This is a genomic window from Corynebacterium gallinarum (assembly GCF_014837045.1).
Taxonomy (GTDB): Bacteria; Actinomycetota; Actinomycetes; order Mycobacteriales; family Mycobacteriaceae; genus Corynebacterium; species Corynebacterium gallinarum.
The window spans coordinates 71441-86951 of the sequence record NZ_JACSPR010000006.1 but is presented as its reverse complement, the minus strand read 5'-3'; the positions used below and the strand labels follow the sequence as shown (position 1 = coordinate 86951).

General features: G+C 61.9%; 15 protein-coding genes. All 15 read left to right on the top strand.

The genetic code is table 11. The annotated features are described in order from the left end of the window. Nucleotides 1–346 precede the first annotated feature (346 nt). The 15 genes from rho (at nucleotide 347) to H9627_RS09420 (ending at nucleotide 15504) form a co-directional block, all read left to right on the top strand. The gene (rho, locus tag H9627_RS09490; protein WP_191733801.1) at nucleotides 347–2602 is read left to right on the top strand and encodes a transcription termination factor Rho; all 2256 of its coding nucleotides are present in this window, start codon (nucleotides 347–349) and stop codon (nucleotides 2600–2602) included. Further along, nucleotides 2602–3678 carry a peptide chain release factor 1 gene (prfA, locus tag H9627_RS09485; RefSeq protein WP_191733800.1) on the top strand — a complete coding sequence of 359 codons (1077 nt, stop codon included), beginning with the start codon at nucleotides 2602–2604 and terminating at the stop codon, nucleotides 3676–3678. The genes rho and prfA overlap by 1 nt, the downstream gene beginning before the upstream one ends. Before the next feature lie 2 nt (nucleotides 3679–3680). After that, nucleotides 3681–4523 (top strand): peptide chain release factor N(5)-glutamine methyltransferase, encoded by an 843-nt coding sequence (prmC, locus tag H9627_RS09480; protein WP_191733799.1) that lies wholly within the window; start codon nucleotides 3681–3683, stop codon nucleotides 4521–4523. Between the two features lie 49 nt (nucleotides 4524–4572). Next, nucleotides 4573–5223 carry an L-threonylcarbamoyladenylate synthase gene (locus H9627_RS09475; protein ID WP_191733798.1) on the top strand — a complete coding sequence of 217 codons (651 nt, stop codon included), beginning with the start codon at nucleotides 4573–4575 and terminating at the stop codon, nucleotides 5221–5223. Beyond that, nucleotides 5224–6390 carry a glycosyltransferase family 4 protein gene (locus H9627_RS09470; protein WP_191733797.1) on the top strand — a complete coding sequence of 389 codons (1167 nt, stop codon included), beginning with the start codon at nucleotides 5224–5226 and terminating at the stop codon, nucleotides 6388–6390. Between the two features lie 71 nt (nucleotides 6391–6461). Beyond that, nucleotides 6462–6929 carry a hypothetical protein gene (locus H9627_RS09465; RefSeq protein ID WP_404826205.1) on the top strand — a complete coding sequence of 156 codons (468 nt, stop codon included), beginning with the start codon at nucleotides 6462–6464 and terminating at the stop codon, nucleotides 6927–6929. A 670-nt stretch (nucleotides 6930–7599) separates the two neighbouring features. Further along, nucleotides 7600–8412, top strand: a complete 813-nt coding sequence (gene atpB, locus H9627_RS09460; RefSeq protein WP_191733796.1) for a F0F1 ATP synthase subunit A — start codon at nucleotides 7600–7602, stop codon at nucleotides 8410–8412. Between the two features lie 134 nt (nucleotides 8413–8546). Further along, nucleotides 8547–8792 (top strand): ATP synthase F0 subunit C, encoded by a 246-nt coding sequence (locus tag H9627_RS09455; protein WP_006769271.1) that lies wholly within the window; start codon nucleotides 8547–8549, stop codon nucleotides 8790–8792. Nucleotides 8793–8821: 29 nt separating this feature from the next. After that, entirely contained in the window at nucleotides 8822–9394 is a 573-nt protein-coding gene (locus H9627_RS09450) for a F0F1 ATP synthase subunit B (RefSeq protein ID WP_191733795.1), read from the top strand. A gap of 5 nt (nucleotides 9395–9399) precedes the next feature. Then, nucleotides 9400–10215: a F0F1 ATP synthase subunit delta gene (locus tag H9627_RS09445; protein ID WP_191733794.1), complete on the top strand. Its 816-nt coding sequence runs from the start codon at nucleotides 9400–9402 to the stop codon at nucleotides 10213–10215. A gap of 58 nt (nucleotides 10216–10273) precedes the next feature. Continuing rightward, the gene (gene atpA, locus H9627_RS09440) at nucleotides 10274–11914 is read left to right on the top strand and encodes a F0F1 ATP synthase subunit alpha (RefSeq protein ID WP_191733902.1); all 1641 of its coding nucleotides are present in this window, start codon (nucleotides 10274–10276) and stop codon (nucleotides 11912–11914) included. A 62-nt stretch (nucleotides 11915–11976) separates the two neighbouring features. Further along, nucleotides 11977–12957: a F0F1 ATP synthase subunit gamma gene (locus H9627_RS09435; protein WP_191733793.1), complete on the top strand. Its 981-nt coding sequence runs from the start codon at nucleotides 11977–11979 to the stop codon at nucleotides 12955–12957. Between the two features lie 3 nt (nucleotides 12958–12960). Then, nucleotides 12961–14406: a F0F1 ATP synthase subunit beta gene (gene atpD / locus H9627_RS09430; RefSeq protein ID WP_191733792.1), complete on the top strand. Its 1446-nt coding sequence runs from the start codon at nucleotides 12961–12963 to the stop codon at nucleotides 14404–14406. Between the two features lie 11 nt (nucleotides 14407–14417). Continuing rightward, nucleotides 14418–14792 (top strand): F0F1 ATP synthase subunit epsilon, encoded by a 375-nt coding sequence (locus H9627_RS09425; RefSeq protein WP_191733791.1) that lies wholly within the window; start codon nucleotides 14418–14420, stop codon nucleotides 14790–14792. Nucleotides 14793–15027: 235 nt separating this feature from the next. Continuing rightward, nucleotides 15028–15504 (top strand): DUF2550 domain-containing protein, encoded by a 477-nt coding sequence (locus H9627_RS09420; protein WP_191733790.1) that lies wholly within the window; start codon nucleotides 15028–15030, stop codon nucleotides 15502–15504. Nucleotides 15505–15511: the final 7 nt, after the last annotated feature.

Genomic DNA, 15511 nt, shown 5'->3' with positions numbered 1-15511 from the left:
CCCGGCGGTGTCACCGCTCGGGGATGATGGGATGAATTTATGGCGCACCTTGAGGTGTGGGCCCCACTCGGCCACAACCGGTCTGGATCAGGGCGCAGCATCGCATCCGCACTATGTGGAGAACATGTTTCCCCTTTCCCTGTGAACTACCACGTAACCCCACTCAGGCGTGTGCGGATATCCCGGGTTCTACCCGTTGGATGTCATGCTGATCGCTGCTCTGCCGTGGGGTTGTGGGTGGTCAACCCCAATTACACAGAAGAAGCTTTTCAGCCTTCGCGATATGCCATGTAGACCCATGGAACACAACACCGCCATTTGGTTGGAATGCAACGAAAGGATATCTGTGACCGACACAGACAACACCGCAGCGAACCAGGGCGATCTGACCGCCCTTCGACTGCCGGAACTGCGCAAGATCGCCGGTGACCTCGGACTTAGGGGAGTTTCCGCGCTGCGCAAGGGCGATTTGATCAATGCCATCTCTACCGCCCGTTCGGGTGGATCACCGGTTCAGCCAGCACAGTCGGCCCAGCCGACAGAGTCCGCCAAGGACGCCCCGGCTGCTCCTGCGACCCGCACCCGTCGGGCCACCAGGACGACCTCCGCCCCGGAGAAGGAGGCAGCACCTGCAGCTCCTGCAGAAACCGCAGCTGCCGCCGCACCTGAGACCCCGGTGCAGGAGACGCAGGACGCTTCCGATAACCAGGAGGCCCCCGCCCGTCGGGGTCGTCGTCGCGTAACCGCCTCGCCCTCGACCTCCCAGGAGCAGACGGACACCGCTCAGGACACCCCTGCCCAGGACACCTCCGACCAGCAGGATGACCAGTCAGGTTCCGACGGGGACGACCAGGACAACCGCATGGAGTCCCGCTCCGCCGCACGTCGCGCACGCCGCAACCGTCAGCGCCAGAGCCAGCGCGACACCCAGGACTCCACCCACGATGAGCAGTCCTCCGAGGAGACCACTGACGCTCCTGCAGAGCACTCTGAGCACCAGGATCAGGCACAGTCCGACGACCACCAGTCGGATTCCCAGGATCGCCACCGGGGCAACCAGCGTCGTGACCGCCGCGGTAACCGCAATGACCAGCGCGATAACCGCAACGACAACCGCAACGACAACCGCAGTGATAACCGCAGTGACAACCGTGGCGACAACCGTGGCGACAACCAGCATTCCGACCAGTCCCGCTCCGATGACCACCAGTCGGACTCCCGTGACAACAGTCAGAACAACCGTCAGAACAACCGCGATTCCGACGACCACGGCGATGACCGTCGTGGCCGCCGGGGACGTCGCAACCGTCGTGGACGCGACCGCAACGACAACCGCGATAACCGCAGTGACAACCGTGACAACCGTGACAACCGCGGCGACAACCAGCAGGATCAGGGCGACAACCAGAACGACGACCAGCTGCAGAATGTCGCCGGCATCCTTGACATCGTCGACACCAATGTCGCATTTGTGCGCACCACCGGGTACCACCCGGCGCCGTCCGATGTCTTTGTCAACAACCAGCTGATCCGCCGCATGGGTCTGCGCTCCGGTGACGCGATCGTCGGCCAGGTGCGCATGAACCAGGGCGGCAACCAGGGCGGACACAGTGGACACGGTGGACGCAACCGCCAGAAGTACAACAACCTCGTTCGCGTGGAGACTATCAATGGTCAGCCCGTTGAGGAGGCGCGCAACCGCCCCGAGTTCAACAAGCTCACCCCGCTGTACCCGAACCAGCGACTGCGCCTGGAGACCGAGCCGAAGGTCCTGACCACCCGTGTCATCGATCTGATCATGCCGATCGGTAAGGGGCAGCGTGCCCTGATCGTGTCCCCGCCGAAGGCCGGTAAGACCACCATCCTGCAGAACATCGCGAATGCAATCGCCACCAACAACCCGGAGTGCTACCTCATGGTGGTGCTGGTGGATGAGCGCCCCGAAGAGGTCACCGACATGCAGCGTTCGGTCAAGGGTGAGGTCATCGCCTCCACCTTCGACCGTCCGCCGGGAGAGCACACCGCTGTCGCGGAACTGGCCATCGAGCGCGCCAAGCGCCTGGTGGAGCAGGGGCAGGACGTGGTGGTCCTGCTGGATTCCATCACCCGTCTGGGCCGTGCATACAACAACAGCTCGCCGGCATCGGGACGCATCCTGTCCGGTGGTGTCGACTCCAATGCGCTGTACCCGCCGAAGCGTTTCCTGGGTGCCGCCCGCAACATCGAAAACGGTGGTTCCCTGACCATCATCGCCACCGCGATGGTGGAGACCGGTTCCGCCGGTGACACCGTGATCTTCGAGGAGTTCAAGGGCACCGGCAACGCGGAGCTCAAGCTCGACCGTAAGATCTCCGAGCGTCGCGTGTTCCCGGCTGTGGACGTCAACCCGTCCGGTACTCGTAAGGATGAGCTGCTGCTCAACCCGGATGAGGCGCGCATCATGCACAAGCTGCGTCGCATCCTGTCTGCCCTGGACAACCAGCAGGCCATCGATCTGCTCATCAAGCAGCTGAAGAAGACGAAGTCCAACGCGGAATTCCTCATGCAGGTCGCCTCCAGCGCCCCGATGGCAGGAACCGAGAACGATGAGGAGTACTCCTGATGGCAGGACACGTATCAGCGGTTGACGATATCCTCGCCGAGTACCACGGCCTCGAGGAGCAGATGGCGGATCCCGCCCTGCACAATGATCCCGCAGCCGCCCGCCGGGTGGGCAAGCGCTACTCCGAACTGCAGCCGATCATCAACGTGCACCGCCAGCTCGTCCAGGTCCGGGATGATCTCGAAGCTGCCCGCGAGATGGCCCACGAGGACCATGAGTTCGCCGCCGAGGCCGAGCGACTCGAGGTGGAGTTGGTGGAACTGGAGGAAAAGCTCGCCGACCTGCTGGCACCCCGCGATGAACACGACGGTGACGATATCGTCATGGAGATCAAGGCCGGTGCCGGTGGCGAGGAGGCTGCCCTGTTCGCAGGCGACCTGCTGCGCATGTACCAGAAGTACGCTGACAAGCACGGCTTCATCATCGAGGTGCTGGACTCCGCGGAATCCGACCTCGGTGGCGTCAAGGACATCACCCTGTCCATCCGTTCCCGCCAGCCGTCCCGCGACGGTGCCTGGAGCCAGTTCAAGTTCGAGGGCGGTGTGCACCGTGTCCAGCGTGTGCCCGTGACCGAGTCCCAGGGACGCATCCAGACCTCCGCCGCCGGTGTGCTGGTGTACCCCGAACCGGATGAGGTGCAGGACGTGGAGATCGACGAGAAGGAGATCCGCGTCGATGTCTACCGCTCCTCGGGCAAGGGTGGTCAGGGTGTCAACACCACCGACTCCGCCGTGCGCATCACCCACCTGCCCACGGGCATCGTGGTGACCTGTCAGAAGGAACGCTCCCAGATCCAGAACCGGGCACGCGCCATGCAGGTGCTGGCAGCGCGTCTGCAGGCTCTGCAGAAGGAGGAGGCGGACGCCGAGGCAGCTGAAGGCCGCGCCTCCCAGATCCGCACCATGGACCGCTCCGAGCGCATCCGCACCTACAACTGGCCGGAGAACCGCATCAGCGATCACCGCATCGGTTTCAAGGCCAACAACCTCGACTCCGTGCTCAACGGTGAACTGGATGATCTGTTCACCGCGCTGCGTGCCGCCGAGCGTGCGGAGCGTCTCGAGGCCGACAACTAGGCATGCGTACCCTCGGGGAAGCATTGCGCGACGCCACCGTCATCCTGGAACAGGCTGCGGTGGCGTCGCCACTTAATGATGCCCGTCTCATCGCCGCCCACCTCCTCGACTGCGGGCCGCTCAACGTGGCGTTGTATATGCGTGACCCGGTGCCCGATGGCTTTGATGAGGCCGTCGCGCGCCGCGCCGCCAGGGAGCCGTTGCAACACATCCTGGGGCGCGCCCCCATGGGGCCGCTCGACCTGCATGTGGGGCCCGGGGTGTTCGTTCCCCGGCCGGAGACCGAGGTGCTCGCCGACTGGGCGGTGCGTCGGGGACGCGGCGTCGACAAGCCCGTTGTGGTCGATCTGTGCACCGGCAGCGGCGCGCTCGCCGCGTACATCGCCCATGAGCTTGTCGACGCCTCCGTCACCGCCGTGGAACTCGATCCGGGGGCCGCGGCGTGGGCGACACGCAACTTCGACGAGTTCACACCCGGTGTGGACCTGGTCATCGGTGATGCCACCGACCCGACCCTGCTGCCGCACCTGCACGGCCGGGTGGACATCGTGGTGTCCAACCCGCCGTATGTCCCGGAGACCGGTGACCTGGATCCCGAGGTCTACCGCGATCCGCACATGGCGGTGTTCAGCGGTGCCACCGGGATGGATGTGATCACCGAGATGATCCACCTGATCCATGCGCTGCTGACACCCGGGGGAGTGGTCGGGATTGAACACGACGACACTACCTCCTCCGCCGTCAGGGACGTCGTGACAGGTCACGGCGGTTTCGGGGATGTTGCTGTGCTCAAGGACCTGACCGGTCGGGACCGCTTTATCACGGCGAGTAAGCTGGCACCTTGAGTTTGATCAACTCACCATCATCCGTACATATCTTTATAGGAGCACCAGAGTGAGCAGAGTATATGACTGCGCAGACCCGGAATCCCGCGTTGCCGGCGTCAAAGCCGCCGTCGATGCCGTGAAGGCCGGGCAGCTCGTTGTCCTTCCCACGGATACCCTCTACGGTCTGGGCTGCGATGCCTTCGACAACCAGGCCGTGGCCAACCTCCTAGCCACCAAACACCGTGGCCCCGACATGCCGGTACCCGTTCTCGTGGGCAGCTGGGACACCATCCAGGGCCTGGTCCAGCACTACTCTGAGCAGGCCCGCACCCTCGTGCAGGCCTTCTGGCCCGGTGGGTTGTCCATCATCGTGCCCCAGGCCCCCAGCCTGCCGTGGAACCTCGGTGACACCCGTGGCACCGTCATGCTGCGCATGCCGCTGCATCCGGTGGCGATCGAACTGCTCCGGGAGACCGGCCCCATGGCGGTGTCCTCCGCGAACATCTCCGGCCACACCCCGCCGAGCACGGTGACCGAGGCGCGTCAGCAGCTCAACCAGAATGTCTCCGTCTACCTCGACGGCGGTGAATGCGCGATCGGCAAGCCGTCGTCCATCATCGACATCTCCGGCCCCCACCCCAAACTCCTGCGTGAGGGCGCCATCAGTGCGGAACGCATCGGTGAGGTTCTGGGAGTGACGGCGGAAAGCCTGCGGTAGATGGGCGCCGGCTTCGCGGGGATCCCGCTGCGTGAACTGGGACTGGTGATCCTGGTCGCCGCCGCGATCACCTACCTCACCACGGGCATCATCCGCACCCTCATGGTGCGCTACGGGCGTCTCGACGAGATCCGCGATCGCGATGTGCATACCATGCCCAAACCACGCCTGGGCGGGGTGGCCATGTTCAGCGGTTTCCTCGGCGCAGTATTCCTCGCGGACCAGCTTCCAGCCTTGACACGCGGGTTCATGCCGATTACTCCGGAGATGAACGCCGTCATCTGGGCGGGGTTTGTCATCGTGGTGGTCGGTGCCCTGGATGACCTCTTCGATCTGGACGCCATCACCAAACTCGTGGGGCAGATCGTCGGCGCAGTGACCATGAGCCTGCTGGGCCTGACCTGGACAATCCTCTACATCCCCTTCGGCGGGGGCACCACGCTGCTCATCGACCAGTTCCAGTCGACGATCCTGACCACCCTGTTCACGGTGACGTTGATCAATGCCCTGAACTTTGTCGACGGACTGGATGGGTTGTCCGCCGGGGTGGGCATGATCGCCGGCGCTGCGATCCTCGTGTTCTCCCTGACCATCCTGTTCGACCAGAACGGCGCGGTTTCCGCCTACCCGCCGGCGATCATCGCCGCCGCACTGGTGGGGATCTGTGCCGGCTTCCTGCCCCACAACTTCGAGCCCTCCAGAATCTTCATGGGGGATAGTGGCTCCATGCTCATCGGCCTGCTGCTGGCGGCCGCCTCCACCTCGGCCTCCGGCAAGATCAACATGAGCCTGTACGGCACCGTGGACATGATCGCCCTGATGTCCCCGATCATCGTGGTGGTCGCGGCCGTGGCGGTGCCCCTGCTGGACCTGGTGATGGCCGTCATCCGTCGCGTGGGCAGGGGAGCGTCGCCCTTCTCGCCGGATAAGATGCACCTGCACCACCGCCTGCTGGAGCTGGGGCACTCCCACCGGCGGGTGGTGCTGGTGCTGTACATGTGGGTGACCGTCGTGGCCTTCGGTGCGGTGAGTTTCTCCGTGGTTCCCCCGGCGTTTGCGCTCGGGTTCACCGTGGTGGGCCTGGTGCTGGCGACCTCATTGACCGTGGTACCGCTCATCCGCGACAGGCGGGCGGGAAAGCTGCCGCAGTCCAGTATCAAAACTTGATTTTTTCCAACTCCCGCTGGGGTATCGGCTGTCTTTCCGGTTCCCCGCCCAACCCGGTAGGATTCCCCGACGTGACCAACCAACAGCCCCAGAACCCAGCAACACCACAGACCCCACCGGACAAGCCCGGGGTGTCCGAGTTCGATGACCACCGCCGGCCACTGCTGCGGGCGGTCAAATTCGGCTCCATCGCACTGATCGTGATCACCCTCATCTCCCTGGCGGTGTGGGGAGGCCTGCGTGATCTCCCCGGTATCTGGGGTGTACTCATCGGCGCGGCTCTCGGTGGCGGGTTCGTGCTCCTGACCGCGCTGAGCGTGCTCATCACCTCGAATACCGATGCCGCGACCACCGGTGCGATCGTCCTGGGTAGCTGGTTGCTCAAGATCGTGGTGCTCATCGCCGTGATGGCGATCATCAGGAACATGGAGTTCTACGACACCATGGCACTGTTTGTCACTGTCGTCCTGGCACTGATCGTGGTGCTGGCGGTCGAGGTCTGGGGAGTCATCACCGCCAGGGTCACCTACGTCGGATAGGCCCCTCCCCGCCTGCGCCCGGCCCCGTCCCACCATCACGGTGGGGGCGGGGCCTTTTGCGTCCTGGGGTTGGTGCCGGGGGCAGGGGTGGGGAATGCGGTGAACCGTACGTTCGGAATGTCCGCTTGGGGGCGTGGGTGGCCCAAAATGGCGGCGGGAATCATCTGGAGTGGGGGATTGTTGACACGCCGACTGCGTCGAGGATGGGGGAAACGGGTGACGTTGAGGGAACTTGATAACTTTGTGGGCTGACCAGCACGGATCTTGCAGAAGAATCCCACGGAATTCCCAGTGGGAGGGTGGTGAATCACCCCCGTTTGACACAAAACGGGCATTTGTGACACACCTAACATTTGATAAAAGGTCCCGCTCACACGGTATTTCTCCATCACGAACCTGCGCGGGTGGTGTCTGCCCCCGCCCCACTTGGATAAAAGCCCAAATCTCCTGTTAGTCTATTACGCGGGTTGAACCGAGGGACTTTCAACGGCAGCAGACTATATAGCCAGAGACGGTTCCGAGGAGCACGTCCCCTGTAATCGTTGCGCTGATGTGCGACGGAGTCCGTAACGGTTGCAGTGAGTTTTTCAGACGTCCATCGCACCGTGCACAAACCCACGCGTGCACGGCCCGAACACGGGAGAGAACGCTGAGCGTTACAACACTGTCCATGAAGGGCGAATTCCACGCCCCGAACTTGGACGACGAATTTTTCCCGGGGCACGTAACCGACAGCGGCGAAGTGGTGGACATGCTGTTCACAGACTTCGCCAATGGTTGGTTCGCACTTGATCGCCTGATGCTGATCCGTCTTCTGATGGCAGCCATCGTGGTGATCTTCTTCCTTTGGGCCATGCGCAAGCCGAAGCTGATCCCGCATGGTGTCCAGAATTTTGCAGAGTATGCACTCGATTTCGTCCGCATCCACATCGCTGAGGATATTCTCGGAAAGAAGGAAGGCCGTCGGTTCCTGCCGATCATCGCCACCATCTTCTTCGCGACCCTCATGATGAACGTTGCGACGATCATTCCGGGACTCAATATCTCGCCGAACGCACGAATCGGCATGCCGCTCGTGATGGCTCTGGCTGGATATATCGCGTTTATCTACGCGGGTTCCAAGCGCTACGGATTCTTCAAGTACGTGAAGTCCTCCGTGGTCGTTCCGAATATTCCACCACTGCTCCACATTCTGGTGGTTCCCATCGAGTTCTTCTCGACTTTCATCCTGAGGCCAGTCACCCTGGCCCTGCGTCTCATGGCCAACTTCCTGGCCGGTCACCTCATTCTGGTTCTGCTGTATTCCGCCACGAACTTCTTCTTCTGGCAGATGAACGGCTGGACCGCGATGTCCGGTGTCACCATTCTCGCAGGTGTCCTCTTCACCATCTACGAAGTCATCATCATCTTCCTGCAGGCGTACATTTTCGCCCTGCTGGTCGCGGTGTACATTGAACTCTCGTTGCATGCGGATTCTCACTAGATGAACCCAAAAGGTCGTCACCGGACCCTCATTGCAGGGAACAGTGGCGGGCGGACCACACGGTCAACTGAATAACCCCACTTAACACCTCTTAACCCAGACCATCTGGGTACCAGAAAGGGAACGACATTCTCATGAACGAAATCATCCTGGCTCAGGCTGACACTGTTGCTGCAGTCGCTGACTACCGCGCAGTTGGCTACGGTATCGCTACCATCGGCCCCGGCATCGGCATCGGCATCCTGGTCGGTAAGGCACTCGAGGGCATGGCACGCCAGCCCGAGATGGCCGGACAGCTCCGTACCACCATGTTCCTGGGCATCGCCTTCGTTGAGGCCCTGGCACTGATCGGCCTCGTTGCTGGCTTCCTCTTCGTTTAATCAGCTAACTAACCGAAAGCTGGTAAACCATGGCGAATCCTATTTACATCCTTGCGCACGCAAACGCGGAGTACCTTCCTCTTGAGAGCGGTAACTCCATTCTGCTGCCCAAGGCATACGACATCGTCTGGTCCCTCATCCCGTTTCTGATCATCCTGTTCGTCTTCTGGAAGTTTGTTCTTCCGAAGTTCCAGGAGGTCCTGACTGAGCGTGAGGACCGGATCAAGGGAGGCATTCAGCGTGCCGAGGCCGCACAGGCCGAGGCGAAGGCTGCCCTTGAAAAGTACAACGCACAGCTCGCTGAGGCCCGCACCGAAGCTGCTGAGATCCGTGAGCAGGCGCGTGAGCGCGGCAAGCAGATCGAGGTAGAAATGAAGGCGAAGGCCGACGAAGAGAGCAACCGCATCATCGAGTCCGGAACGAAGCAGCTCCTGGCACAGCGCGAGCAGGTCGTCAACGAACTGCGTCGCGAGATGGGCCAGAACTCGATCAACCTCGCCGAGCACCTTCTCGGAGACCAGCTCTCCGACAATGTTAAGCGCTCCGGCACCATTGATCGCTTCCTCGCCGACCTCGACACCGTGGCACCGAACGGAAAGTGAGCGACATGCACGCAGCGAGCCGTGAGGCACTAGCAAAGGTATCGTCCGATCTGGACACTGCCCTCAAGGCAGACAACACCGTCGCAGTTGCCGCCCAGGCCGGAACCGAGCTGTTCGACGTCGTCGAGGTTCTCGACGGCGACCGCGGTCTGCGTGTCGCAGTGGCTGATTCCTCGAAGGACGCGCAGCAGCGCGTCGGCCTCATTGGGGCCGTGTTCGGTGGAAAGGTTTCCCAGGCTACTCTCGAAATCCTCAAGGATGCCGCAGAGCAGACCTGGTCAACCCCACGCGAGTTCCGCACCGGACTCGTTGGTCTCGGCCGTCGCGCCCTGCTCCGCTCAGCGGAGATGCAGGGTCAGCTCGGCCGGGTGGAGGACGAACTGTTCCGTCTCAGCCGGATCCTTGATCGCGAAAGCAAGCTGACTCAGCTGCTCTCCGATCGCACTCAGGAGCCGGCTACCCGCCGCGACCTGCTTGCCAAGGTGCTGTACGGCAAGGTGACATCTGTCACCGAAGCCCTCGCACTCCAGGTCATCGGTCGACCCGAGCACAATCCGATCGACGATGTGGCCGCACTGGCAGCCGCTGCAGCCAAGCTGCAGGGCCGTTCCGTGGCACACGTTGTCTCCGCGGTTGATCTCGACGACGGACAGCAGCAGGCGCTGACTGACAAGCTGGGACGAATTTACGGTCGTGCGATGAGCATCCACTCCGAGGTTGATACCAGCCTCCTCGGTGGCATGGTCATCCGCGTTGGAGACGAAGTCATTGACGGAAGCACCTCGGGTAAGCTCGAGCGCCTCCGCGCAACCTTCGCTTAAGACACGACGAATAGACAAATAAGTAATGCTGGAAGAAACAACCGAGAGCAGGAAGAACATGGCGGAGCTGACGATCTCCTCCGATGAGATCCGTAGCGCGATTGCGAACTACACCTCGAGCTACTCCCCGGAGGCCTCCCGTGAGGAGGTCGGCGTGGTTATTTCGGCCGCTGACGGTATTGCCCAGGTTTCGGGCCTCCCGTCTGTGATGGCGAATGAGCTCCTGGAGTTCCCTAACGGCGTCATCGGCGTCGCTCAGAACCTGGACACCGACTCTGTCGGCGTCGTGGTGCTGGGTAACTACGAGCTACTGAAGGAAGGCGACCAGGTTCGTCGTACGGGAGACGTTCTGTCTATCCCCGTCGGCGAGAAGTTCCTTGGTCGCGTCATCGACCCACTTGGCAAGCCCATTGACGGACTTGGCGAAATCGTGGCTGAAGAGGACCGTGTCCTCGAGCTGCAGGCACCTTCGGTGCTTGAGCGTCAGCCAGTCGAGGAGCCAATGTCGACCGGCATCAAGGCTATCGACGCGATGACTCCAATTGGGCGCGGTCAGCGACAGCTGATCATTGGTGACCGTAAGACCGGTAAGACCGCGGTCTGCATCGACACCATCCTTAACCAGAAGGCTAACTGGGAGACCGGTGACAAGACGAAGCAGGTTCGCTGCATCTACGTCGCCATCGGTCAGAAGGGCTCCACCATTGCAGCCCTGCGTAAGACCCTCGAGGAGCAGGGCGCTATGGAGTACACCACCATCGTGGCTGCTCCCGCCTCTGACGCTGCCGGCTTCAAGTGGCTCGCGCCATTCGCCGGTGCTGCTCTCGCCCAGCACTGGATGCACCAGGGCAACCACGTCCTGGTCATCTATGATGATCTGACCAAGCAGGCTGAGGCCTACCGTGCCATCTCCCTGCTGCTGCGCCGCCCACCGGGCCGCGAAGCTTACCCAGGTGACGTCTTCTACCTGCACTCCCGTCTGCTGGAGCGCGCTGCGAAGCTGTCCGATGAACTCGGTGCCGGTTCCATTACCGCACTGCCGATCATTGAGACCAAGGCGAACGACGTCTCCGCCTTCATTCCTACCAACGTGATTTCCATCACCGATGGTCAGGTATTCCTTGAGTCCGACCTGTTCAACCGTGGTGTCCGTCCGGCGATTAACGTCGGTATCTCGGTCTCCCGTGTGGGTGGTGCAGCTCAGACCAAGGGTATGAAGAAGGTTGCCGGTTCACTCCGTCTGGACCTGGCCGCATTCCGTGACCTGGAGGCATTCGCCACCTTCGCTTCTGACCTGGACTCCGCGTCCAAGGCTCAGCTCGAGCGTGGACAGCGTCTGGTTCAGCTGCTCATCCAGGCTGAGAACGCACCTCAGCCGGTCGAGTACCAGATCATCTCCCTGTGGCTCGCAGGCGAGGGCGTCTTCGATAACGTTCCCGTCGATGATGTCCGTCGCTTCGAGTCCGAACTGCACGAGTACCTCGGCTCCAACGCCCCACAGGTGTACGAGCAGATCGCCGGCGGCGCAGTGCTGTCCGACGAGTCCAAGGCGACTCTGGTTCAGGCTTCTGAGCAGTTCAAGGGCACGTTCCAGACCACCGATGGTACCCGTATCATCAACGAGGCAGAGGTCGATGCACTCGATCCCCGCCAGGTCAAGAAGGATCAGCTCACCGTTTCCCGCAAGGTCAGCAAGTAGTAGCAGGCAGAGAGCCTCATACAACATGACTGATCAAGCAACTGAAGGGAGGCGTTTGAACCATGGCAACAATTCGTGAATTGCGTGACCGGATTCGTTCGGTTAACTCAACCAAGAAGATCACCAAGGCTCAGGAGCTGATTGCTACCTCTCGCATCACCAAGGCTCAGGGTCGCGTCGCGGCAGCTGCACCGTACGCCGAGGAGATCCAGCGTGTGCTGGAGCGTCTCGCGTCGGCAAGCTCCCTCGATCACCCGATGCTGCGCGAGCGTGAAGGTGGCAACCGAGCCGCCGTGCTCGTGGTCTCCTCTGACCGCGGCATGGCCGGTGGCTACAACCACAACGTGTTCAAGAAGGCTGCGGAGCTGGAAAAGCTCCTGGTCGAAAAGGGCTACGAAGTGGTTCGCTACGTCGCCGGTAACAAGGGTGTGGGCTACTACAAGTTCCGCGAGGACTACGTCGCAGGTGCCTGGACCGGATTCTCACAGGATCCGAGCTGGGATGCCACCCACGACGTGCGCCGCCACCTGATCGATGGCTTCACCGCCACCGCCCAGGGCGAGGCAAAGTACCGCGAGGGACTGAATGTGGACGAGGGACTGGGCATCCAGGGCTTCGACCAGGTTCATGTGGTCTACACAGAATTCATTTCCATGCTGACTCAGCAACCGGTAGTGCATCAGCTGCTGCCGATTGAGCCAGTCATCGAAGACGAAATCTTCGTACGAGGAGAGAGCGCGCTGACCGATTCCGGCAGCGAGATCGAACCCGACTACGATTTCGAGCCGGACGCGGACACACTGCTTGAAGCACTGCTTCCACAGTATGTTTCTCGTCGGTTGTTCTCCATCTTCCTGGAAGCAGCCGCTGCAGAGTCCGCTTCACGTCGAAACGCGATGAAGTCTGCTACTGACAACGCGACGGAACTGGTCAAGGACCTTTCCCGAGTGGCCAATGCGGCCCGTCAGGCACAGATTACCCAAGAAATCACAGAGATTGTCGGTGGCGCTGGTGCGCTGTCCGACAGCGGAGAAAGTGACTAGATTATGACTACAGCTCTTACAGAGCAGAACGCACAGCAGGCAGCTACTGCCGGCCGTGTCGTGCGTGTCATTGGCGCGGTCGTCGACGTGGAGTTCCCCCGCGGCGAGCTGCCGGCACTGTACAACGCACTGACTGTCGAGGTCACCCTCGCATCAGTCGCCAAGACCGTTGTCCTCGAGGTTGCTCAGCACCTCGGCGACAACCTCATCCGTACCATTGCAATGGCCCCGACCGACGGCATGGTCCGCGGTGCAGAGGTTATTGACTCCGGTAAGCCAATTTCCGTCCCAGTCGGCGACGTTGTCAAGGGCCACGTGTTCAACGCCCTCGGCGACTGCCTCGATGAGCCGGGTCTCGGACGCGACGGCGAGCAGTGGGGAATCCACCGCGAGCCACCGTCATTCGACCAGCTCGAGGGTAAGACCGAGATCCTGGAAACCGGCATCAAGGTCGTCGACCTGCTCACCCCTTACGTCAAGGGCGGCAAGATCGGCCTGTTCGGTGGCGCCGGTGTGGGCAAGACCGTTCTGATTCAGGAAATGATCACCCGTATCGCCCGCGAATTCTCCGGTACCTCGGTGTTCGCAGGCGTGGGTGAGCGTACCCGTGAGGGCACCGACCTCTTCCTCGAAATGGAAGAGATGGGCGTTCTCCAGGACACCGCTCTCGTGTTCGGCCAGATGGACGAGCCACCGGGAGTCCGTATGCGTGTGGCACTGTCCGGTCTGACCATGGCGGAGTACTTCCGCGATGTGCAGAACCAGGACGTGCTGCTGTTCATCGACAACATCTTCCGTTTCACTCAGGCCGGTTCCGAGGTGTCCACCCTGCTGGGTCGTATGCCTTCCGCCGTGGGTTACCAGCCGACCCTGGCTGACGAGATGGGTGTTCTCCAGGAGCGCATTACCTCCACCAAGGGCCGTTCGATCACGTCTCTGCAGGCCGTTTACGTCCCTGCCGATGACTACACCGACCCCGCCCCTGCTGCGGTCTTCGCCCACCTGGATGCCACCACCGAGCTCGACCGCTCGATCGCATCCAAGGGTATCTACCCAGCTGTGAACCCGCTGACCTCGACCTCTCGTATCCTCGAGCCGGCCATCGTCGGTGAGCGTCACTACGAGGTCGCCCAGCGCGTCATCGGTATCCTGCAGAAGAACAAGGAACTCCAGGACATCATCGCCATCCTCGGTATGGACGAGCTGTCTGAAGAGGACAAGATCACGGTCGCCCGCGCCCGTCGTATCGAGCGCTTCCTCGGCCAGAACTTCTTCGTCGCGGAGAAGTTCACCGGTCTGCCGGGCTCCTACGTGCCACTGGCTGACACCATCGACGCTTTCGAGCGCATCTGCAACGGCGACTTCGACCACTACCCGGAGCAGGCCTTCAACGGTCTGGGTGGACTGGACGACGTCGAAGCTGCGTACAAGAAGCTGACCGGAAAGTAAGGTAGAGACACATGGCTGAAATCACCGTTGAACTGGTGTCTGTCGAACGCATGCTCTGGTCGGGTCAGGCCAGCATCGTCACCGCTCAGACCACCGAGGGTGAGATCGGCGTGCTGCCCGATCACGAGCCGATGCTCGGCCAGCTGGTCGAGAATGGTGTCGTGACCATCCAGCCCACGGACGGCGACAAGCTTGTTGCCGCCGTGCAGGGTGGATTCCTCTCCGTATCCAAGGAAAAGGTGACGATCCTCGCGGACTTCGCCGTCTGGGCGCATGAGGTTGATGCCGCATCCGCCGAGGCTGAACTGAATTCGGACGACGAGCTGGCCAAGGCACGTGCCGAGGCTGGGCTGCGCGCGGTCCGCCGCAGCAGCGAAGGTCTCTAGTACCCTCCGTTTAGCTGTCGAACGCCCGCCGGCGCTGGATACCCTCCAGCTGCCGGCGGGCGTTTGCCTTTTGCTTATCGACGCCGCGACGTGCCGTTCCTACCGGACGTGCGTGACACGACAACCACGGGTCCTTGACTGCATCATCAGCCCAGGCGGGCTTTTTTGATTACCCGAGATTGTGGGTAGGATCAACTAAAACATTTCTCTTGATGCAGGGAGGACACACTTCACCGTGGAATTCATTATCGCAGCCCTGGTGATCATCGCGCTTCTTGCTGTCGTGCTCGCGGCGTGGCGTTTTTTCACCCTGCGTTCCCGGGGCACCACGGTGATCCTGCGTCGTCTCCCACAGGCCGGGGTACACGGCTGGCGCCACGGGTCACTGCGTTACAACGGCAATGACCTGGAGTACTTCAAGCTGCGCTCCCTGTCGCCCATGGCCGATATCATCTTCAACCGCCGCTCGGTGGAACTCCTGGATCGTCGGGAGCCAACCACCGAAGAGGCGGTTTTCATGTCCTCGGACACCCGCATCCTCCATGTGCGCTCGAAGGACACGGAGATGGAGCTGGGTATGGACAGCTACGGTGAGATGGCGTTCACCGCCTGGCTGGAGGCCGCGCGTGACGCCCGGACGGAAAACACCCTCACCGCCGCCGATTTCCTGAAGAATCGGAACCGCAACGACACCCGGAAGGGACGTTCCTGACCGGGTT